General features: G+C 55.5%; 17 protein-coding genes. 9 read left to right on the top strand and 8 right to left on the bottom strand.

Features of this window, described 5'->3' with window-relative positions; genetic code table 11:
- Window positions 1–11: 11 nt before the first annotated feature.
- The 4 genes from rpoC to H5P30_RS03800 all read left to right on the top strand — a co-directional run bounded on the left by rpoC (window position 12) and on the right by H5P30_RS03800 (window position 7,062).
- A complete protein-coding gene (gene rpoC, locus H5P30_RS03815; protein ID WP_185691635.1) occupies window positions 12–4,169 on the top strand; it encodes a DNA-directed RNA polymerase subunit beta' in 4,158 nt (1,385 codons plus the stop codon).
- A 283-nt stretch (window positions 4,170–4,452) separates the two neighbouring features.
- Window positions 4,453–5,097 carry a hypothetical protein gene (locus H5P30_RS03810; RefSeq protein ID WP_185691634.1) on the top strand — a complete coding sequence of 215 codons (645 nt, stop codon included), beginning with the start codon at window positions 4,453–4,455 and terminating at the stop codon, window positions 5,095–5,097.
- Window positions 5,097–6,446: an ABC1 kinase family protein gene (locus H5P30_RS03805; protein ID WP_185691633.1), complete on the top strand. Its 1,350-nt coding sequence runs from the start codon at window positions 5,097–5,099 to the stop codon at window positions 6,444–6,446. The genes H5P30_RS03810 and H5P30_RS03805 overlap by 1 nt, the downstream gene beginning before the upstream one ends.
- Before the next feature lie 325 nt (window positions 6,447–6,771).
- Entirely contained in the window at window positions 6,772–7,062 is a 291-nt protein-coding gene (locus tag H5P30_RS03800) for a DUF3817 domain-containing protein (RefSeq protein WP_185691632.1), read from the top strand.
- A 122-nt stretch (window positions 7,063–7,184) separates the two neighbouring features.
- On the opposite strand, the gene H5P30_RS22205 is transcribed toward H5P30_RS03800, so the two are convergent.
- The 3 genes from H5P30_RS22205 to H5P30_RS03785 form a co-directional block, all read right to left on the bottom strand.
- A complete protein-coding gene (locus H5P30_RS22205; protein WP_185691631.1) occupies window positions 7,185–7,640 on the bottom strand; it encodes an NfeD family protein in 456 nt (151 codons plus the stop codon).
- Window positions 7,637–8,896, bottom strand: coding sequence for a DUF2254 domain-containing protein (locus H5P30_RS03790; RefSeq protein ID WP_185691630.1), 1,260 nt, complete (start codon window positions 8,894–8,896; stop codon window positions 7,637–7,639). Before H5P30_RS03790 ends, H5P30_RS22205 begins: the two co-directional genes overlap by 4 nt.
- 184 nt (window positions 8,897–9,080) lie before the next feature.
- Window positions 9,081–10,217 carry a calcium:cation antiporter gene (locus tag H5P30_RS03785; RefSeq protein ID WP_185691629.1) on the bottom strand — a complete coding sequence of 379 codons (1,137 nt, stop codon included), beginning with the start codon at window positions 10,215–10,217 and terminating at the stop codon, window positions 9,081–9,083.
- A 245-nt stretch (window positions 10,218–10,462) separates the two neighbouring features.
- Between H5P30_RS03785 and H5P30_RS03780 the strand changes: the two genes are divergently transcribed.
- The gene (locus H5P30_RS03780) at window positions 10,463–11,113 is read left to right on the top strand and encodes an HAD hydrolase-like protein (protein WP_221774272.1); all 651 of its coding nucleotides are present in this window, start codon (window positions 10,463–10,465) and stop codon (window positions 11,111–11,113) included.
- A gap of 21 nt (window positions 11,114–11,134) precedes the next feature.
- On the opposite strand, the gene H5P30_RS03775 is transcribed toward H5P30_RS03780, so the two are convergent.
- Window positions 11,135–11,818 (bottom strand): LbetaH domain-containing protein, encoded by a 684-nt coding sequence (locus tag H5P30_RS03775; RefSeq protein ID WP_185691627.1) that lies wholly within the window; start codon window positions 11,816–11,818, stop codon window positions 11,135–11,137.
- Window positions 11,819–12,219: 401 nt separating this feature from the next.
- Between H5P30_RS03775 and H5P30_RS03770 the strand changes: the two genes are divergently transcribed.
- The 3 genes from H5P30_RS03770 to H5P30_RS03760 are packed head-to-tail and all read left to right on the top strand — an operon-like array spanning window position 12,220 to window position 14,791.
- Window positions 12,220–12,666, top strand: coding sequence for a gamma-glutamylcyclotransferase family protein (locus H5P30_RS03770; RefSeq protein WP_185691626.1), 447 nt, complete (start codon window positions 12,220–12,222; stop codon window positions 12,664–12,666).
- 60 nt (window positions 12,667–12,726) lie between these two features.
- Entirely contained in the window at window positions 12,727–14,037 is a 1,311-nt protein-coding gene (locus H5P30_RS03765; RefSeq protein ID WP_185691625.1) for a bifunctional folylpolyglutamate synthase/dihydrofolate synthase, read from the top strand.
- Between the two features lie 31 nt (window positions 14,038–14,068).
- The gene (locus H5P30_RS03760) at window positions 14,069–14,791 is read left to right on the top strand and encodes an SDR family NAD(P)-dependent oxidoreductase (RefSeq protein WP_185691624.1); all 723 of its coding nucleotides are present in this window, start codon (window positions 14,069–14,071) and stop codon (window positions 14,789–14,791) included.
- 143 nt (window positions 14,792–14,934) lie between these two features.
- On the opposite strand, the gene H5P30_RS03755 is transcribed toward H5P30_RS03760, so the two are convergent.
- The 3 genes from H5P30_RS03755 to H5P30_RS03745 all read right to left on the bottom strand — a co-directional run bounded on the left by H5P30_RS03755 (window position 14,935) and on the right by H5P30_RS03745 (window position 18,612).
- Entirely contained in the window at window positions 14,935–16,593 is a 1,659-nt protein-coding gene (locus H5P30_RS03755) for a sugar porter family MFS transporter (protein ID WP_185691623.1), read from the bottom strand.
- A 400-nt stretch (window positions 16,594–16,993) separates the two neighbouring features.
- Window positions 16,994–17,791, bottom strand: a complete 798-nt coding sequence (locus tag H5P30_RS03750; RefSeq protein ID WP_185691622.1) for a DNA-methyltransferase — start codon at window positions 17,789–17,791, stop codon at window positions 16,994–16,996.
- Window positions 17,791–18,612 (bottom strand): MBL fold metallo-hydrolase, encoded by an 822-nt coding sequence (locus H5P30_RS03745; RefSeq protein ID WP_185691621.1) that lies wholly within the window; start codon window positions 18,610–18,612, stop codon window positions 17,791–17,793. The genes H5P30_RS03750 and H5P30_RS03745 overlap by 1 nt, the downstream gene beginning before the upstream one ends.
- A gap of 48 nt (window positions 18,613–18,660) precedes the next feature.
- Here H5P30_RS03745 and H5P30_RS03740 point away from each other — a divergent pair, with 48 nt between their 5' ends.
- The gene (locus H5P30_RS03740) at window positions 18,661–19,215 is read left to right on the top strand and encodes an NUDIX hydrolase (protein WP_185691620.1); all 555 of its coding nucleotides are present in this window, start codon (window positions 18,661–18,663) and stop codon (window positions 19,213–19,215) included.
- A 200-nt stretch (window positions 19,216–19,415) separates the two neighbouring features.
- On the opposite strand, the gene rsfS is transcribed toward H5P30_RS03740, so the two are convergent.
- Entirely contained in the window at window positions 19,416–19,805 is a 390-nt protein-coding gene (gene rsfS, locus H5P30_RS03735) for a ribosome silencing factor (RefSeq protein ID WP_185691619.1), read from the bottom strand.
- Window positions 19,806–19,909: the final 104 nt, after the last annotated feature.

The following is a 19,909-nucleotide window of genomic DNA, read 5'->3' as shown; positions in this document are numbered from 1 at the left end:
AAGGATTTGTCATGAGTATGGAAGAAAAAGGCGGAAGCTTTTCCGCCGAACCCGAGGAACTTTACAACAGCGTCTCGATTGCGATCGCTTCGCCCGACTCGATCCGTGAATGGAGTAGCGGGGAAGTCCGGAACCCGGAAACGATCAACTACCGAACCTTCAAACCCGAGCCCGGCGGTCTTTTCTGCCAGCGCATTTTCGGGCCGGTTCGGGACTACGAGTGCGGCTGCGGAAAGTACAAGGGAATTAAATACAAGGATACCGTCTGCGAACGCTGCGGTGTCGAAGTTACAGTCTCCCGCGTCCGCCGTGAGCGTATGGGTCACATCGACCTCGCGGTTCCGGTTACGCATATCTGGTTCCTGAAGAGCATGCCGAGTCGCCTCGGTCTGCTTCTCGACATGACCGCACGCAGCCTCGAGCGCGTCGTTTATTACGAGAACTACATGGTGACCGATCCCGGTCGCACTCCTCTCGAGTTGAAGCAGTTGCTCACCGAGCAGGAATACCTTCAGGCTCAGGACGAGTACGGGGAAGATGCATTCGTCGCCAAGATGGGTGCGGAGGCCGTTCACGAAGTTCTCGGCACGATGGATCTCGAGCCTCTCGTGGACGAACTCCACGAGCAGATGCACGCCACCCGTTCGAAGCAGATCAAGAAGAAGCTCTCCAAGCGCCTCAAGGTGATCCAAGGCTTCATCGAGTCGAAGTCTGAGCCGGGCTGGATGGTTCTCCAAGTTCTGCCGGTCATTCCGCCAGACCTCCGTCCTCTCGTTCCTTTGGAAGGTGGCCGCTTTGCGACTTCCGACCTGAACGACCTCTACCGTCGTGTGATCAACCGGAACAACCGTCTGCGGAACCTTCTGCAGCTCAAGACTCCGGACGTCATCATCCACAATGAGAAGCGCATGCTGCAGGAAGCTGTAGACGCTCTCTTTGATAACGGTCGTCATGGCCGCGCCGTGACCGGTGCAGGAAATCGTCCCCTCAAGTCCCTGAGTGATATGCTCAAGGGGAAGCAGGGTCGTTTCCGTCAGAACCTTCTCGGTAAGCGCGTCGACTACTCCGGTCGTTCGGTTATCGTCATCGGTCCTGAGCTCAAGCTCAACCAGTGCGGTCTGCCGAAGAAGATGGCTCTCGTCCTCTTCGAACCATTCATCATTCGTCGTCTGAAGGAACTCGGCTTCGTCCACACCGTCCGCGGTGCTCGGAAGATGATCGAGAAACGTTCCCCCGAAGTGTGGGACATTCTGGAAGAGGTGACCAAGGGCCATCCGGTGCTCCTCAACCGTGCGCCGACCCTTCACCGCCTTTCGATTCAAGCCTTCGAGCCGACTCTGATTGAAGGGGATGCCATCCGCGTTCACCCGCTCGTCTGCACGGCTTACAACGCCGACTTCGACGGGGACCAAATGGCCGTCCACGTGCCGCTCTCGATTGAGGCGGTCATGGAAGCCAAGATGCTGATGATGGCGACGAACAACATCTTCTCGCCCTCGAGTGGTAAGCCGATTCTCACGCCGTCTCAGGACATCGTGCTCGGTTCCTACTACCTCAGCATGGAGCCGAAGAATCCGCCGGCTGAAGGCGTTCATGTTCCCCTCATGGGAAGCATTGACGAAGTCATGGTCGCGGAGGCAGAGCACGTTCTCAAGAAGCATGACTGGATCGACATCCGGAACCCAGACTACGGGAAGAAGACCACCTTCGGGAAGCCAGAGAAGAAGATTCTCCGCACCACCGTTGGTCGTGTGATCTTCAACACCATCTGGCCGGACGAAGTTGGTTTCTACAACGAACTGGCCCCGAAGGGTAAGCTCGGCGACCTCATTCTCGCGACCTACCGGGTCACCGGACAGGAAGAGACGATTCGTACTCTCGACCGCCTGAAGGAAGTTGGTTTCAAGACCGCGACTCGCGCCGGGATCTCGATCGGGATCGACGATATGATCATTCCGCCTTCGAAGCCGAAGATGATTTCGGAAGCGCGCAAGCAGATCGACGGAGTGGAAAAGCAGTACCGCAAGGGGCAGCTGACTCCGGGTGAGCGATACAATAAGATCATCGCGATCTGGTCGAAGCTCACCGACGATATTGCTGAAGCGGTTTACACCGGTCTCGAAGCGAACTCGACGGTCGATAAGGTCAATCCGGTTTATCTCATGATGCACTCCGGTGCTCGTGGTAATAAGCAGCAGGTTCGTCAGCTTTGCGGTCAACGCGGACTGATGGCCAAGCCGTCCGGTGATATTATCGAACGCCCGATTCTTTCTTCGTTCCGCGAAGGTCTGACCGTTCTTGAATACTTCATCTCCACTCACGGTGCTCGTAAGGGATTGGCCGATACCGCGCTTAAGACTGCGGATGCGGGTTACCTTACCCGTAAGCTCTGTGACGTGGCCATGGATTGCATCACCACCTGCGACGACGACGGAAACCGTAACGGGATCTGGAAGCGCGCGATCATGGATGGTGACGAAACCATTGTTGGCCTGGCCGAACGAATTGTCGGACGGACTTCTGCGGACGACGTGCCGAACCCAACCGAGCCTTCTGAGATCCTCGTCAAAGGCGGCGAGCAGATCAGCGAATCGGTGGGTAAGAAAATCGAGACCCTCGGCATCGAGCGGATCAAGATTCTCTCCCCGTTGACGACTCGTCAGCGTGATGGGATCACCGCCCGCGAATACGGAATCAACCCGGCCTCCAGCCGCACCGTTGATATCGGAACCGCTGTCGGGATTATCGCCGCTCAGTCGATTGGTGAGCCGGGCACCCAGCTGACCATGCGTACCTTCCACATCGGAGGGATCGCCAGCCAGGTTCTCCGCGATCCGAAGATCGTCATCCGTAAGGGAGGTAAAGTGAACTACTCGGAAGATCTCCGCAAGGTGGAGACGGCCGACGGACGTTACGTTGTTCTCAACAAGACGGGTACGATCAGCATCACCGATGCGAACGACAAGGAGCTGGAAAACTACAAGATTCCAGTCGGTTCGATTCTCTTCGTTACTGACGGAGAAGAAGCCGAGCCCGGCACACTCCTTGCCGCATGGGATCCGCACAGTGTTCCGATTCTCTCTGAAAAGGGAGGAAAGATCGGCTTCCGCGACATGATTCCAGGGGTCACCATTAAGCGTGAGCAGGATCCTGAGTCGCAGGGGATTACCAACGTGGTCATCGAGCACAAGGAAGACTTGAATCCTCAAGTTTTGATCCTCGACGAGAGCGACAAGGAAATCGCTACCTATGCGATTCCGGTCGGTGCTCAGATCGTGGTCGAAGAAGGGGACGACGTCGACCGTGGTGGATGGCTCGCCAAGACTCCGCGTCAGGCCTCCAAGACGCAGGACATTACCGGGGGTCTTCCCCGCGTGGCCGAGCTCTTTGAAGCCCGCCGTCCGAAGGAAGCCGCTGACATGGCGAAGATCGACGGTCGCGTCGTGATTTCGGGAACGGTTCGCGGCAAGCGCCGCCTCTTCGTGACCAAGATGAATCCGGATGATGTCGCCAACAACGGCATCACCAAGGATGACGAGGAAACCGAAGAACACCTCATCCCGCACGGCAAGCACCTCATCGTGCAGCCCGGGGACTACGTGACCAAGGGGCAGCACCTCACTGAAGGCGCCGCCGATCCGCACGAAATGCTCGAGATTCTCGGACCGAACGCCGTTCAGGAATACCTCCTGACCGAAATTCAGAAGGTCTATCGTCTCCAGGGTGTGACCATTAACGACAAGCACATCGAAGTGATCCTCTCTCAGATGCTGAGGAAGGTCCGGATCACCGATCCGGGTGACTCCGAGTTCTTCTGGGGTGAGCAAATCGATCGCTTCACGTTCATGGAAGAAAACGAGCGCTTGGAAGAAGCCGGTGGTAAGCCTGCGGAAGCCGAGCCCGTTCTCCTCGGTATTACCAAGGCCTCGATCGAAACCGAAAGTTTCATCTCGGCTGCATCCTTCCAGGAAACGACTCGCGTTCTCACCGACGCTGCCACCCTCGGCAAGTCCGACGATCTCAAGGGATTCAAGGAAAACGTCATCATGGGGAATCTGATCCCCGCCGGTTCCGGTCTCCCTGCCTATCGTCACCTGAGGATCGATACCTTGGGCCTCGAAGCCGAAGCGGAACCGACCGAGGAAGAGACCAGCGAACAAGCGGTCTAAGACCCCGAGTCCAACTCAATTTATCAGGCGCTTCTCCGAAAGGAGGAGCGCCTTTTTTTCGGACGCCTTGATAGTTTTGGGGCCGTAGCCCTCGCGTTACGGCCCCAAAGCGCCGGAGAGGAATTGCGATAGCCATTTCTACGGTTGGCCAGAGGAAGAAGGAGGGTGCTAAAGCAACCTTCCCACCTTGGATGTCCGCCGCAATGGTTTTTCCTCGTTCTGCATCGCTAGGATTCGGTGGGCCGTACTTGAAATTGCCGAGCTTTCGCTTCCCTTTTCCTCCATGGCAGAAGCGGCAGAAAAGCGGGATCTTTCGAAGTGGATGGAAACGTATCGGATTTACGTTTTAGAGAATGGCAAGCCGCCGCCTTCCGTTTTCGCCTTTTGTCGCTTGCTGGAAATCGGTGAGGAAGAATTTTTTGCCGAGTTCCCGACATTGGAGTCTCTGGAGGGAGCTATCTGGGCCGAGCGGTTGCACCACGTTCGGGAAATGCTGGAGGCGGATGAGGAGTATGCGACTTATCCACCGAGGCAGAAAGCTTTGGCTTTTTTCTATACCTTTCTCGAAGCGATCCGGGGACAAAGGTCTTGGTATCTGGCGCGGTTTCCCAGGAAGTTCCCAGCACCCGATCCGAAAACGTTGGAACGATTCCGGAAATCCTTCTTGGAGTGGGCGGAACCAGTCGCAGCTGAAGAGGTGGGAGAAGGCAAGCTGGCCACGAAGTTGAAGGCAGATAAAAAGGTGGCGAAGCTCCTCTATGGGCATTTTCGGGCGATCTTGAAATACCACTTGGAGGATGATTCGGAGAATTTCGAGAGTACCGATGCTTTCGTTGAAAAGTCGTCCCGGCTCTTTTTCGATCTGGCTGACACCCGGATCCCCGAGTCGGCGGCTGATTTTTTCCGGTTTCTTTCCGGAAAGAAGTGATGAAAGAGCAGACCTCGATCCCCAAGGGAAAGATCGGGCGTGCAGCTGCCTTGGTCAATGCGGGTGCGAAGATCGGTGTGAACTACACCCGGTACCGCGCCAAGCGTTTGGTGACCGGAAAGGATGACCGTGAGAGCCTGCATCGCGCCAATGCGTCGGATTCCTATGGCGCCTTGAGTCGGTTGAAGGGCGGGCCTTTGAAGATTGCCCAAATGTTGAGCATCGACACGGCCTTGCTGCCAACGGCCTACGCGACGGAGTTTTCAAAAGCTCATTACCAAGCGCCGCCATTGTCCTATCCCTTGGTCGAGCGAACCTTTCGTCGGGAGTTTGGGCGAAGCCCTTTGGAAATTTTTGACGAGTTCAGTCGGGAAGCCGTGAGTGGAGCTTCGATTGGTCAGGTGCATAAAGCGGTTAAGGACGGTCGGGAGTTTGCGGTCAAAGTGCAGTATCCAGGAGTCGCCGCCAGTTTGGAGAACGATCTGCGTCTAGTCCGCCCGTTTGCCATGCGTTTATTCCAACTCTCAGCGGCCGAAATCGACCCCTACCTTGAGGAGGTGAAAGCCCGGCTCATTGAGGAGACCGATTATGAGATGGAGTGGAGAAGGGGGACCGACCTTGCGGAGCGGACTCTGGGCTCGGTGCCAGTACGTATTCCGAGGTATTTTCCCGAGTATTCGACTCGACGCATTCTCACCATGGAGTGGGTCGAAGGAGTTCCTCTCGACCGATTCATTGAAACCGATCCTGCGCCGGAGTTGCGGAATCGTATCGGGCAGCATTTGTGGGATTTCTATCATCACCAGGTCCACGCTTTGCGAGCTTTTCACGCCGATCCTCATCCCGGAAATTTCTTTGTTAAGGATGGGGAGTTGTGGGTTCTTGATTTCGGGTGTGTGAAAGAGATCCCCGACGATTTTCACGAAGCCTATTTTCGCTTGTTGGAGCCCGGCGTTGCCACGGATCCGGCCCTGCTGGAAAAGTCGTTGCGGAATCTCGATCTGGTTCTCGATTCCGATTCGGAGCGCGCCCGAGAGGTTTTAATGGCCATGTTCCGCGAATCCGTGCAGCTCCTTTCCCGTCCTTTTGTCGAAGGTGAGTTTGATTTCGGCGATCCCGGCTACCTCGAAGAAGTTCGTGAATTTGGGGAGCGCACTGGCAACGACCCGGAAATCCGGAAGGTTGGTTCCGGTCGGGGTTCCGCGCACGGTCTCTATGTCAATCGGGCTTACTTTGGCCTCTATTCACTAATGGGAATGCTCGGTGCGCGCATTCGCACGACCCGGCCCGTTTTGGGAGGAGGGGAGAATGGTTACTTGGGGTTCATCCCGACTGAGACGGTTTCTTAGGTTAGGGGGCTATTTTCAAGCTGAATAGGCCGAGAGGCATGCGGGGCGGAATGAATTCCGCGTTCCAATGCGGAGGCCTGACGCTCAAGTAATGGAGCTGAAAGGTGTGTGTTCCAGACTCCTCCCTTGCTGGTCGAAAGGCTGGGAAAAGCCTGTCTGCTGAAGCCGTGTGCGGAGGCTTGAGGGGCCCCCTTGGATAGGTGATCAGGGGATCGTTGATTTTGAGGCTTCATTTTCTAGTTTCCCATATTTTGCAAATCCGAGTCTCCTCCTCTTCAGTCGATTGGCATTGCAAATAAGCCGATTCCGAATTGCGTCAGTTACTATGGCAGAATGGTTTCATCGAGTCGCAATTTTGGAAGGGATTTCCTATTTGGTTCTCCTCTTGGTGGCGATGCCGCTCAAATATCTGGCAGGCTACGAGATGGCCGTGCAAGTCGTTGGCTGGGCTCACGGGGCTCTCTTCATTGCCTATATGGTCATCCTCGGTCTCTGCTGGATCAGGCTAGGCTGGAGTCGCCGTTTCGTTTTGATTGCCTTTATTGCCTCGTTGCTTCCTGCCGGTCCCTTCTTCCTGCATCCGCCCAGGGAAGAGAATCCTGTTGGTATGGATTAAAGAGAGAGACTCACCGCAATCAGCCTTGGATTCTCTTATCGCCAGATCGAGGCAGGGCTGTTCCCTCGGTCGGTTTGGTCGGTTGGGGGAGGATTCTTCATCAATCGGAATCGGCCCAACACTTAAGTTTTTCTGCGGGAACGATCAGAGCGGTGTGTGATGTCTGAATCTACTCCTTCGATCTGGAGGTAGTCCATGGAGTGCCCCACGACGCGAATCTTTTTCCCTTTGGAAATGAACGAGCGAGTGGATCGACTCTCATATTCTTTGCCGTCAACCCATACTCGTCCGGTAGGGCTTTGGGCTGTCAGAGTTTCACCCAATTTTCCGATTTCTCGACCCATGTCGACTCTTTGCGGTTCTTCCTGATTTCTCCGACTATTCAATTCCCGTTCTTGGATCGCGTTATCGATTACTGTGAAAGGAATGATGATGGGCCAGAGAAAGATGACGATCCAAATACCAAAGCCGTTCAGCATGAACAGGCCGTACGCGGGTTGCACCCCCTCCTTTGTTTTGCGATTGAGCCAGAGGTAAGAAATGAGTCCGGAGATTATATACAGGGCAAGAAAGGTCACGGGTTCTCTGGCTTACAGATCGCCTTCACAGCCTGATAATCCTCATCGAAAGCGAGGGCTTCTTCCGCGCGTCGAAGGGTCTGTTGAGCATGCTGGGAAGCCAGAGCTTGGAGTTCTTCATCCATCTTCCCAATGGCCTGATAGGCTTTTTGCAGGCGGATCATCACTTCCTTGAATTCGGCCCCGTTCCGCTCGATACCGAGAAAGGCGTCTTCGAAAATCCCTTCGAGAGAGATGGGCGCTACTTGGAGTCGGTCAAACCGGGATTGCTTCTCTGGGTTGAATTCGCGGGTGGGATTCTTCCAGAGGTGGAGAAGACGGACGAACTGACCGATGATCTGGATCGCGGTTCCAGGGTCGTTGACCGCAGGGGAGAGCGCGCGGCTGGCAATTTCGGAGAGAACTACGAATCCAAATCGGGGGTCTTCGTCGAACATTCGCTTGTCCCCGATGTGGAAGGCATTCTGGATCTCGTTGATTTCCTTGGCGTTCAGGTCCTCTTTCGATTTTCCAGAAAGGATGGCTAAGCACTGGTCCGGGGTTACAAATTTTCCGGGAAGGGCGAGAATCTGGATGCGAAGATTCGCCTCTTCCGCGATTTCTTGAAGGCGAGGCCAGTCGATTCGCTGTAAATATCCGATTTGTGATTGGTGAATGCCCAAGCCTTTTGGATTGGGGTCCGGTGGGCAGGCTTTCCAAAGCCATGAGGCCTGATAATGCTGGATCGAGCGGGTGACGGTTTCTTCGACCTGCCCGAGGGTGGTGCCGAGTCTCCCGAGGCGGGCAATTCGGTCAACCCAGCGGATGAAGGTCATGACGACTACCCAGAAGACTCCAAGGGTTAGGAGGAGGAGAAGGAATCTGGCTCCCGCATGGAAAATGTCATTCATCACCGCGAGCAGGGCGATGACGGCAAACAGAAAGGCTCCGACGAAGGAAGAGAGTGCGTTTTGGGAGACATCATCCGAGAGGATGACCGGAAAGGCCCGCGGGGTGGCTGTTTGGCTGGCCGAGGCGTAGGCAGAGATCATTGCTCCGGCGGCAAAGGTCGCGATGACCAACATCCCTGATGTGAGAACGCCGAGAAGGACTTTTAGGGTGTCGGCACTGATCTCGGGAAAGTGATCCCCTTCAAACCAAGTTCCTGCGTAGTAGGCGACGACGAGGGCGAGCACTGAGACGATGCACATGACCAATGGGCGGAGCCATAGGCATTCGGCGAGTCGGTTGCGCAGATAAAAAAGGGTGTTCCACATTGGGTTCTAGGATGATGAGTTCTCGACGGATTGCAATGGATTGGAGGAGTGCCTTTTGCGACTGGCTAGACGAGCCCGCCGAACGATCTCGGGGGGCCACCGCGCTGGAATCGGTGGGTTTATGCGGTCTGTATTCTCCCTGTTTTCGGTAGATTGGGCCGCTGTGATGCCAGCGAGTCGTAGATCAATCGAAGATCAGAATCACGTAGGTGGCGAAGAGGACGAGATGGACGGCGCCGGAGAGGGTGTTGGTCCGCTTGCTGCCAAAGGTCGAGTCGGCAACCATGAAGGTCGCCACGAGAAGAACGATTCCGGCTGGCTCCAGCCCGAGCTCGATATGCTTGCCGGTGATTTCGCTAATGAGGAGGACTGCCGGAACGGTGAGGCCGATGGTCGCGAGGGCAGAACCCAGTGCGATGTTAACCGTGCGCTGCAGTTGATTGTTCAGCGCGGCTTTTATAGCGGCCATGGCCTCGGGCGAGAGAACGAGAATGGCAACGAGAAATCCGGCGAGGGGTTCAGGGGCTCCCGTGGCACTGATACCAAAGTCGACCACGAGCGCCATTTTCTTGGAAAGGAGTACGATCGGGAGCATGGTGAGCACCAGCAACCCGACATGAAATCCGATTGATCGAATTTCGAGACCCTCATGGCCGTGACTTTCATGGTCGGAATCGATTTCTTCCGGGTTTTTGAAAAAGGCACTGTGTCGGGTCGATTGGAGAAAGAGGAAAACCCCGTAGAGTGAAATCGAGACGAGGATGAGGTAAAAAGCCATCAAATCGGATGGCTCTCCGCCGGGAGCGGATTGAGTGAAGCGGGGAAGGATCAGGCAGAGAAAGCCGAGTGCGACCAAAACGCCGGTATAGGAACGGACACCGCGTAGATTGTAGTTCTGCTCATGGTGGCGGAGTCCTCCGAGAAGGAGCGTAACCCCGAGCATCCCGTTCAGAACAATCATGACCACGGAGAACATGGTGTCGCGGGCGAGGGTTGGATTCTCCTTCCCGGTCATCATCACTGCGGAAATCATCACCACCTCGATGCTGATGACGGCGAGTGTGAGGATCAGAGTGCCGAAGGGTTCTCCCAGCTTTACGGCGAGGCATTCCGCATGTTTGACGACGCCGAAGCTGAGCCAGAGCATTACCGCGAAGAGCCAGAGAAAAATTCCCCCGGCGGCGATCCCGCTTCCGAGCTCTTTTACCCAAGAGGCCCCAACGGTAAAAAAGATCAGGGTGGTCAGTATGCCGACCCAGAGGGCCATTTCTGAACGGAAAATTCCTTTTTTTGCCCCTTCGGAAGAAATGTGATCGGTCATAGAGAAAAGTTCGTAAATGTCTGGTCAAAGAGCAACTGGAAATCTCGGAGCAGATGAGAGGCGTCTTTCGAAGAACTCTTCCTGCAGGTGTCTCTTCCGCCCCATGCGGACCATAAAATGGGTTCAGAAAATATTTCCGTGGCGCAGAGGCTGTTGCTTGATCTTCGCTCCACCCGGAATCGGAAGGGGCCGTCTCGAAACTGAGTGGGCTCGCCTTCTTCTGAGTCGAGATGCAGTGTGCTGAAGTGAAACCGGAAAATCTACTCTTTGACCTGGATGGAACGCTGACGGATCCGAAGCCTGGGATTACGGAATGTTTGCGGTATGCATTGGGAAAAATGGGGAGAGAGGCTCCTCCAAGAGACGATTTGCTCTGGTGTATCGGGCCTCCGCTCTTGAAGTCTTTCGTCATTCTTCTGGAAGACGACTCACAAGACGTGTGTGAGGAAGCACTACGGCACTACCGGGAGCGATTCTCGACGATCGGGCTTTTCGAGAACTCGGTTTATCCGGAGGTGCCGGATGTTCTCGATGAATTGTCGAAGGCGGGAATGAAACTCTTTGTTGCGAGTTCGAAGCCTGAGGTGTTTGTGCGCCGGATCCTGCAGCATTTCGGTCTAAGCCCATTCTTTGTGCAGATGTATGGGAGTCACCTCGACGGAACCTTTGCGGAAAAGGCAGACTTAATCCGCAACGTTCTTGCCGTAGAGGATCTCCTTGCCGAGAAGACGTGGATGATCGGTGATCGCCTTCATGATGTGATCGGCGCCAAGGCAAATGGGCTACGCGCGGTCGGGGTCACTTACGGCTTCGGCTCGGAGCGAGAGCTGAGAGAGGCGGGAGCGGACGATTTAGTCAGTTCTCCCCGGGAAGTTCTGTCGGTTCTGGGGGACTAAGCGTTCTGGCCCAGCAGTGCTTCAACGTTCGAGAACGCTGCGGTGGAGCTTGCGGAAGCTAGGCTTCCAGAAAGCGATATTTTCCGCCTCAAGATAGCCGCCGTAGGCGAGACCAGGGGCGACCGCAGAATTTCTGTCCAGGACGGTGCCTGGCTGGAGGACGACGTTGCATCCGGCTTCTGCACCATCTCCAAGGATCGCTCCAAATTTGCGAAGGCCACTTTCCGAGGATCCTTCGGCCGTCCGGACGACGACGGGCTTTTGATCGAATCGGAGGTTGGAGAGAATGGAGCCAGCGCCGAGGTGGGCCCGATTGCCGAGAACGGAATCGCCAATGTAATTGTAATGAGGGGTCTGAACGTGGTCGAGGAGGATACAGTTCTTGTATTCACACGAGTTGCCGAGAACGCAATTCCGGCCGGCAAAGACGTTTCCGCGAATATAGACCCCAGGCCGCAATTCGCAGCCGTTGCCGATCCATGCCGGTCCGGTAATGGATCCGAAAGGCGGGAGTTTGACCTCACCTTCGAAGAAGACCGGGCCTTCGATGTGGAGACCGGGCGGAACGGATGCCGGAAGCCGGGACTCGATTCCGGCCAACGCGTCCTTGATCTGGGGAAGCCAGGCCCAAGGAGCTTCCTCGAGAGAGAACCAGGAACGAATAGGATGATCAGGGGCGATGTCGAAAAAGTCCGATGCTTTCATGCAAATGTTATCCTCCTCTTTGCCGGGGGAGGGTCAACGACTGAATCGTGAGGATGGGGGTGGGAGATCAGAAGTGCGTGGACTCCATCAGCCAATTACATCGATTTTGTGTGAAATCTGCGGAGAGGTTCATGGGAGCGCGGTGCTTTGAGCCCGCGTATTTCCCAGGTTATTGTCCTTACGCACGCAGGCTAAAGAGCTGCGCTCCTGAAAGGCCGAGGGAAATGGGATCAATTTGCTCCAAAAATTCCCGCACTTATAGTTACGCTCCGAGATTTTCGGAACGACGGATTCAAGCTTCTGCTTGGAGTGGTTTCCGATCGGAGCTTTTCGGAAATTTCTTTTTGAATTTTCGCTGTTCGGATTCGCTTCAAATCGGGTTCCTTTCAATTTTGATAGAGATGTCTACGAGCGAAATAGGATGGTTTGAAGATCTTCAGGTCTTTGTCTACGGGACGTTGAAGCCAGGTGGCTTCTATTGGCCTCAGTTTTGTGAGGGAAAGGTCGAGCAGTGGTGGCCAGCCCGGGTGCGGGGCCAGGTTTATCATCTTTCTGTCGGGTATCCGGCGGCTCAATTCGGTGGAGATCGTTGGATCTATGGCTTCATTCTCAAGCTCCGCGATATCGCAGCGTTGAAGGGGATCGATTCTCTCGAAGGGTTTGATCCGGAGAATCCCTCAGTCGAGGCCAATGATTACGTGAGACTGCGGGTCGATGTAGAGCGTTGTGATGTGGAGAAGACCGAGCGGGTGTGGTCCTACGAGATGAGTCGCGAGAAGATTCAGCGTGAGGGCGGGATCCTCGTGGAGAGTGGAGATTGGTCGGGTTCCGCTGGATCCGAAACCTGAGCGGGGAGGCGGACAAGCAATCCGCTTGTCTCCCGGAGGTTTCTTCGGAAAGTTGGGAGCATGAGTCTATCAGATTCCGATGCCATCCCGTCTTTTCCTGAAGTGCGAGATTTTCTCTTCGGGCTGCGCAATCGTGGATCGAAGTACGGCATCGGGAGGATGGAGAGACTGGCCGAGGCTCTCGGGCATCCGCAGAGAAAGTTTCCGGTGATCCACGTGGCGGGGACCAATGGGAAGGGATCGGTTTGTGCTCTTCTGGAATCGGCCTTGCGTAGAGGAGGGCTGAAGACTGGGCTCTATTCGTCTCCGCACTTGGTGCATCTGGGGGAGCGGGTTCAGGTGAACCGCGAACCGTTGACGGAAGAAAGGATTATTCGTCTGACAGAGATGTTGCGAGAAGCGGCGCGAAAAGTCGTGCAGGAATCGGATGATGACTATCCCAGTTTTTTTGAATTTATGACGGCGATGGCCTTTCTTCAGTTCGCGGAGGAGTCGGTCGATTGCGCGATGCTCGAAGTGGGATTGGGAGGGCGTTTGGATGCGACTAACATTGTAACTCCCGAGGTTTCCATCATCACCTCCATTGGTTTGGATCACACCGAGATTCTCGGAGAAACGATTACGAAGATAGCGGGTGAAAAGTCCGGGATTTTGAAAGCGGGAATTCCCGTGGTGATGGGATTGCTTCCATCGGATGCGGAAGGGGTCGTGAGAGAGCGAGCTGCGGAGCTCAGCTGTCCGGTGCATTCGGTGAGGGATCGTTTTCGGGAGGCGGAGTTGCCGGAGACCAATTTGGTCGGTCGGTTTCAACGATGGAATGCCGGGACCGCCCAGCTTGCACTGGAAGTTGTGCGAACGCGTTTTCCATTGGATCCATGTGATATGCGATCGGCTTTCCAAAACACCGTTTGGTCGGGCCGCTGGGAAGAACGGAAGGTCGGATCTCGCTCGATTATTTTTGATAGCACCCACAATCCCCAAGGTGCGGAAGTGCTGGCCGAGAATCTTCAGGGGCGATTCGGCAGTCCCCGCGGTGAATTGGAGGTGGTCGTCGGCAGCCTTGGATTGGCCCGGGCGTGGGCGGTCCTGAGAGTAGTCGCTCCCTACGCAAGGAGGATTTTGATCGTTCGGCCATCTCAGCCCCGAGCCCTGAGCTTCGATGAAATGAGGAGCGTGGTGCCTGCTAGCTTTCAGGGAGAGGTTCTGGAGACCTCGGTCGAAGAGCTTTTCCCCGGGGGAGATTGCGCTCGGTTTTCCGAGGGGCCGGATCCTGTTCTATTGACGGGATCGATTTATCTGATCGGCGAGGTTTTCAGCCGGTTACAGTCCGATGGGCTGTCGGAAACGCTGGATCTTCAAGATCGAATTTGAGAAATTGGAGTCGTCGGATTAGGCTATATCCATGTTTGGAAAAAATCAGACCGCGATCGTCACTGGAGGGAATAGCGGAATCGGCGAGGCGATCGTTTACGCTTTGGCCGCCCGGGGAATGAACGTTGTTGTCGCTGGTCGGCGTCAGGAAGAGAACGAGAGAGTCGCGGCGGAGGTTGCGGATCGCTTCGGGATAGAGGCCCTGCCGATTTCGGTCGACGTGTCGAAAGAGAGTGAGTGCCACGGATTGATCGAGACCGCCGTGCAGAAATTTGGAGGCGTCGAGCTCTTGGTCAATAATGCGGGTATCGGGGCCGGAGGAAAGATCATGGATACGGATACCGAGACCTTTGATCGAGTGATGAAGACGAACCTGTACTCGACCTACTGGTGTTCGCGTTCCGCCTATGCCTCAATGTTGGAGAATGAGGTCGTTCCTGAGAACGGTTTGAGGGGCGGGATCATTAACATTTCCTCGCTTTGCGGAGTGGAAGCTTGGTCGGGCGTGGGGGCCTATGCTACTTCCAAGCACGGTGTCATGGGCCTCAGTCGGGCCATGGCCGATGAGGGCGCTGAAGATCAAATTCGCGTAGCAGCAGTGTGTCCGGCGATGGTGGCCACTCCGCTGACAGGAGCCAGTGGACCGGATGTTCTGACGCCGGAAGATATCGCGAAGACGGTTACCTACTTGCTGGATCTCAGTAGTGCGGCATGGCCGAAGGAGATCGTCCTCAACCGACGTGGTGAGGATTGATTGAGCGGACTTATTGGGGCTGGTGATTGAGCAGTAGGATCCTGCCAAGCTTGTGCTCGAACCACGGACACCAAGCCGCCCCTAGAGCTCATCTGCGATGAGCCCTGGGAAGCGAAATCTATCCTAGGACTGTTTCCAGTCTCTTATTTCCCCGAGGGAACACCGATTTCGCGGAGAGGCTTGCCAGCGTAGATATTGCGTTCGATTTCTTCGAGGGGCACGCCTTTGGTCTCTGGCAGGAATTTCGCGGCGAGGGCGAGGCCCAAGGTGGTGAAGGCTGCGTAGATGAGTGTGGTCACCGTCATCCCAAGATCCTGTTTCATCACCGGGAAAAGTTGGCTGACGAAATAGTCGACGAGCCAGTTGGCTGCGACCGCGATGGACATTCCGATCCCCCGCAAATGCATGGGGAAAATCTCGGAGATAATACACCAGCAGAGGGGGCCAGCACTGATCGCAAAGAAGACGATGTAAAGGAGAATGCTGCCAAAAATCAGGTAGGTGACGGTCTGCGTCGGATGCGAGGAAACGCTAGCGGCGACTTTGGACGCGGCGTCGGTGATGCTGGTTTTGGCATCCGGCGAGATCAAGGCTTTCGATTGGGTGTATCCCTTGTGGATGACAGCTGCCCCGGTGTTGGGGAGGACCGGGCGTTGGGTAGCCTCGGCTGTCTGCGTGTTGGAAACCGTTTGCTGGAGAGTGCTGCGCTGGCTGTCGTAGGCGTGGAAGAGATACGATTGCACGCAAAGCATGAGGACAATCCCGCTGACCCCGATCATCATCAGTTTACGCCGCCCAAGACGGTCGACCAGGAAGATGGAGACTATCGTGGCGATAAGGTTGACCATCCCCATTGCGACTTGCGCCCACATGCTGGCGGTTTGGCTAAAGCCACCTTCCCGGAAAATTTCGGGGCCGAAGTACATGTCGGCGTTGATGCCGGTCGATTGTTGGAAGAATTGGAGGAAGAATCCGAGAAGAATGACCGGGAAGAAGAGTTTGCTGAACAGGCTCTTGATCGAAACCTTCTCGTCCTTTACCGCGTTCTCGTGAATCTCGCTGAAGGTCTTGCGGGCTTCACTTCGGTCCATCATCCTGAGGAGGATTTCGTGGGCATGTGCCCATCGGCCTTTTTCGATAAGCCAGCGGGGGCTGTTGGGCATGCGAAACATGCCAAAGAGAAAGATGAAGGCAGGGATCAAACCGACTCCAATCATTACCCGCCAATTTACGTCGTCATTGGGAATGAGGCTATCGACGGTGACTCCGACAATGAACGAGACCAGAATCCCGATGACGATGGAAAGCTGATACATGAAGAGAATCCTTCCCCGATTTTCCGGGGGAGCCACTTCGGCCATGTACATGGGAGTGATGACGGCCGAATTTCCGATGGCCAGTCCCATCAACAGTCGGGCCACGACGAATACCCAGAAGCCCGGAGAGACCGCGGCGAGGACGATGCCGGCGATGAAGAGAAGGGCGTTGAGCAAGAGTCCCTTTTTCCGACCGAGAGTGCTGGATACTTTCCCACCCAGCATCGCACCGAAGAGTGCCCCGAGGGGAACGCATCCCACCCAGAGGCCCATGAGGCCGGGGGAATTCGTGATGCCAAAGTGGGTATTGACGGAGGTCCCGCAGGCTGCGGCAATCGATGCGTCAAAGCCAAAGAGAACCCCCGACATGGCGGCGACAATGCCGATGGTGAATCCGCTAAGGGGTTTGAGGGTCGAGTTCGCGAAATTTGCTTCTACTTGAGATAGCGTTTTGTGAACAGGTTCGGGGAGCACGGCTTCACTCATGATCGAATTCTGGGGTTAGTAGATGTCTTTCCCGTTGTCTCGGGAGAAGATGGGGTAGTTCGGATATAGGTGCAGCTTTGTGAAATTTGGCTGAAATGGCCAACAAATTCTCTCCGGGAAATTGCCCTTTCTGAAAGTGATCCTGTGGGCTCTTTGGGGGGATGAAAAGTGACGGTGGTTTTAAAACAAAACGATTCGATTTCCCTCGGACTTTCGGGAGGGCAGCGCTCGGCCTGCGTGCATAACCAAGAAAACATTCCGAAAACGAGGGCTGAAGCACCGCGTTCCCCTGAACCTCTGCGTGGTTTCCTCTCAGGATGGGCTGCAACTGAAGTCCCCGCACATCTGGATACATCCAGAGCCTGGAGGCGTAGTCTTCGCGACCAGACTTTTCGCCTAATTAGGGAAACAAGGTGGCCAGTCGCTCTTCGGTCATTTGGACATAGTCCCCGCTCGATTCGATGCCAATCCAGCGGCGGTCAGTGCGTTCACAGACGACGGAGGTGGTTCCACTTCCGAGGAAGGGGTCGAGAACGAGATCCCCCGGCTTGGAGCTGGAGCGGATCAGTTGATCGATGAGAGAAATGGGTTTTTGAGTCGGATGGCCAATCTTCTCCTTGGAGCTTCCTTTCAGAGAGGGGACGCGGAGGATGTTGGTGGCGTATTTCCCACGACGTAGGTGTTTTTCCCGAGCTTCCTTGTCTTTGTAGCGATTGTCGCGGAGATAGGTCTGGATCGTCTTCTCGTCATAGGGGATGCGGACAGCATCTTTGTCGAAGAACACCTTGTTCGCCTCAGGGTGGCGTAGGGCGAGGATCATTTCGAATTGCGGGGTGAACGAGTCGCGGCGTTCGTTGTAGCCGACAGCGCGGTCCCAGACGATGAGGTCATGGAAGGCGAGGGTGTCGACGAGATGGGCGCAGACTTTGAGCCAGACGTGTTCTCTTTTGCCGGGCTGCCCGAAAATGTAGAGAATTCCATCGGGCGCCAGATGCTGAGAGGCCGCTTTTACCCATTGGGCGGTCCAATCGAGATAGGCCTCTTCGTCTGGCCAAAGGTTGTCCCACTCCTCCTTGGTTTGGACCTGAAAATAGGGAGGGTCCGCGACAATGCATTGCGCTTTGTCCCCGGTCCAGGCGGCGAGGCCTTCAAAGACATCGCCTTGAAAGAGTTGTCCTTTGGATACGTCGCGCCACATCAGTTTGGGAAGAAGGGGTTGTGTTGTTTTTCCTCGGCGACGGTCGTCGTCGGGCCATGGCCGGGGCAGAGAATGGTCTCGGGTGGAAGGGTGAGGATGTTCTCCCGGATTGACTGAAGGGCATGATCGTAGTCCCCCGCACAACCCCCGACTGAGCCGGCAAAGAGGGCGTCTCCCACAATTGCTATTGGTGGACTCTGGTCCTCAACAAAGAAAGAGGTTCCACCGGGAGTGTGTCCTGGAGTCGATAGGCTTCGGAGGCGGAAAGGTCCCGCTTCAAACGATTCTCCCCAATGGAGGGGTTGGGCCGAGTCGATGTTCTCCGAGGGGTGGGCGAAGACGGGAATCTTCTGCCAAGCCTTAAGAATGGGCTCCATCACGGCGACATGATCCAGATGTCCGTGGGTGAGAACGAGGGCTTCGAGCTCGATTTCATTTTCCTCGAGATGTTGGAAAATCGGTTGGGCGTCGACTCCTGTATCGAAGAGCACTCCACGATGGTCAGGGCAAGTGAGGAGGTAGGCGTTCACGGTCATTGAGCGGAACTCGCTCGTAAAGGTAGTGAGGTGAGGGCACTCGATTGTCTCGGGGAGCCACGACTTGCGGGCCGATGTGATGAGGCGTTCTCCGTGCAGCTGGAGGGCGGAAGCGACGCGAATGAGGGCTTCCTCGTCGATCGATCCATTTTTGAGGGCCTTTACCGTGGACAGCTCAATTCCTGCCCGGTCGGCAAGTTCACGGTTGGTCATTCGCAAGCCGTCCTGGGCTTTGGCAATGATGTCTTCGCTGAAGTCTTCGAGGTGGGTGAATGGATCTGGCATGGTTTGAAATCGGTTGTCTCCCGATAAGGTTCGCACGAACATGGCAATATGGAAACGGGAAAAATACCATCGGCGTGGAAGGTTGAGGAAGTGCAGGAAGTCGCGGATTGCCGTGTTTTCCGAGTGATTACCCAGAAAAGCCGCAGGGAGGATGACGGACGGGTCAGCGATTGGTATGTCGTCGACACCAATGACTTCGTCAATGTCGTCGCGATCACTCTTGACGACGAACTCGTCATGGTGCGTCAATTCCGCCATGGGAGCGAAGAGTTCTCATTGGAATTGCCCGGGGGAATGGTCGATGACGGAGAGAATCCTCTCGATGCCGGGGTTCGCGAATTGCGCGAGGAGACCGGATTCGCCGGTGGCACGGCGAAGATCTTTGCCGATTGCCATCCGAATCCGGCGATTATGAACAATCGTTGTCACTACGTGCTGGTGCCTCAAGCCAAGCTTGTGGACGAGGTGGACTGGGACGAGCATGAGGAGATGGAGGTCATTCTTCTACCCATGAAGGACGTCCGTGAGGCCTGCCGACGCGGGGAGATCACGCATTCACTGACCTTAGCGGCTCTGATGCGCTATTCCCTCTTGGAAGGATAGTTCATCGAATAGGGATCTGCGATCCCTTGACGGTTCAACTCTTTCGGAGCTCCGAAGACGGTCCGAGAGGACTTTCCTCGGAATCAAGGAAGTTCCAGGAGGATTTATCTTCTGTGAAGAGGATCGTCCTCAAAACCGGGGACAGCAGCTCCAGCCGCTGGTTCTTCGAAAAGTTCAACGGCTCGCGCCGTGCGATCGCACTATTTCGTCGAAGAGACTTCCTGGATCTCGCTCAGCGGGATCTCCGTGGCGTCTTTCCAGAGGGCTTCGAGCCGGAAGAGGCCGCGCATTTCTTCCGTGAAGATGTGAACAACGAAGTCGACTCCATCGGTCACGACCCAACCACTCTCAAACTCGTCCCGGTGACGGGAGACTTTGCCCGGGCTGTTGAACAGCGCCTTCTCGGCTGAGGTGCAAAGGGCACGGAGGTGTGGAGAGGACGTTCCGGAGCAGATCACGAGGAAATCGGTAATCGAAGATTTTCCTCTCACATCCAGTATCCGGAGATCCTTCGCTTTGCGGTCTTCCAGAGCTTCTGTGCAGGCTCTGAGTTCTGCGAGGGTCTGGGGATCAATGGGCTCTTGGCTCATCGGCGCGGTGCGTTTGGACGGGTGAACATTTCAAAGGAGACTTGGAAAGGCTTCCGTCGAAGTCAAGAACGAGGATTGGGCAGGAATTTTTGCCTGAGGGAGAT

This window comes from Puniceicoccus vermicola (assembly GCF_014230055.1).
In the GTDB taxonomy this organism is placed as follows: Bacteria; Verrucomicrobiota; Verrucomicrobiia; order Opitutales; family Puniceicoccaceae; genus Puniceicoccus; species Puniceicoccus vermicola.
The sequence above is the reverse complement of the archived record's forward strand: the minus strand, read 5'-3'. Positions and strand labels throughout refer to the sequence as shown.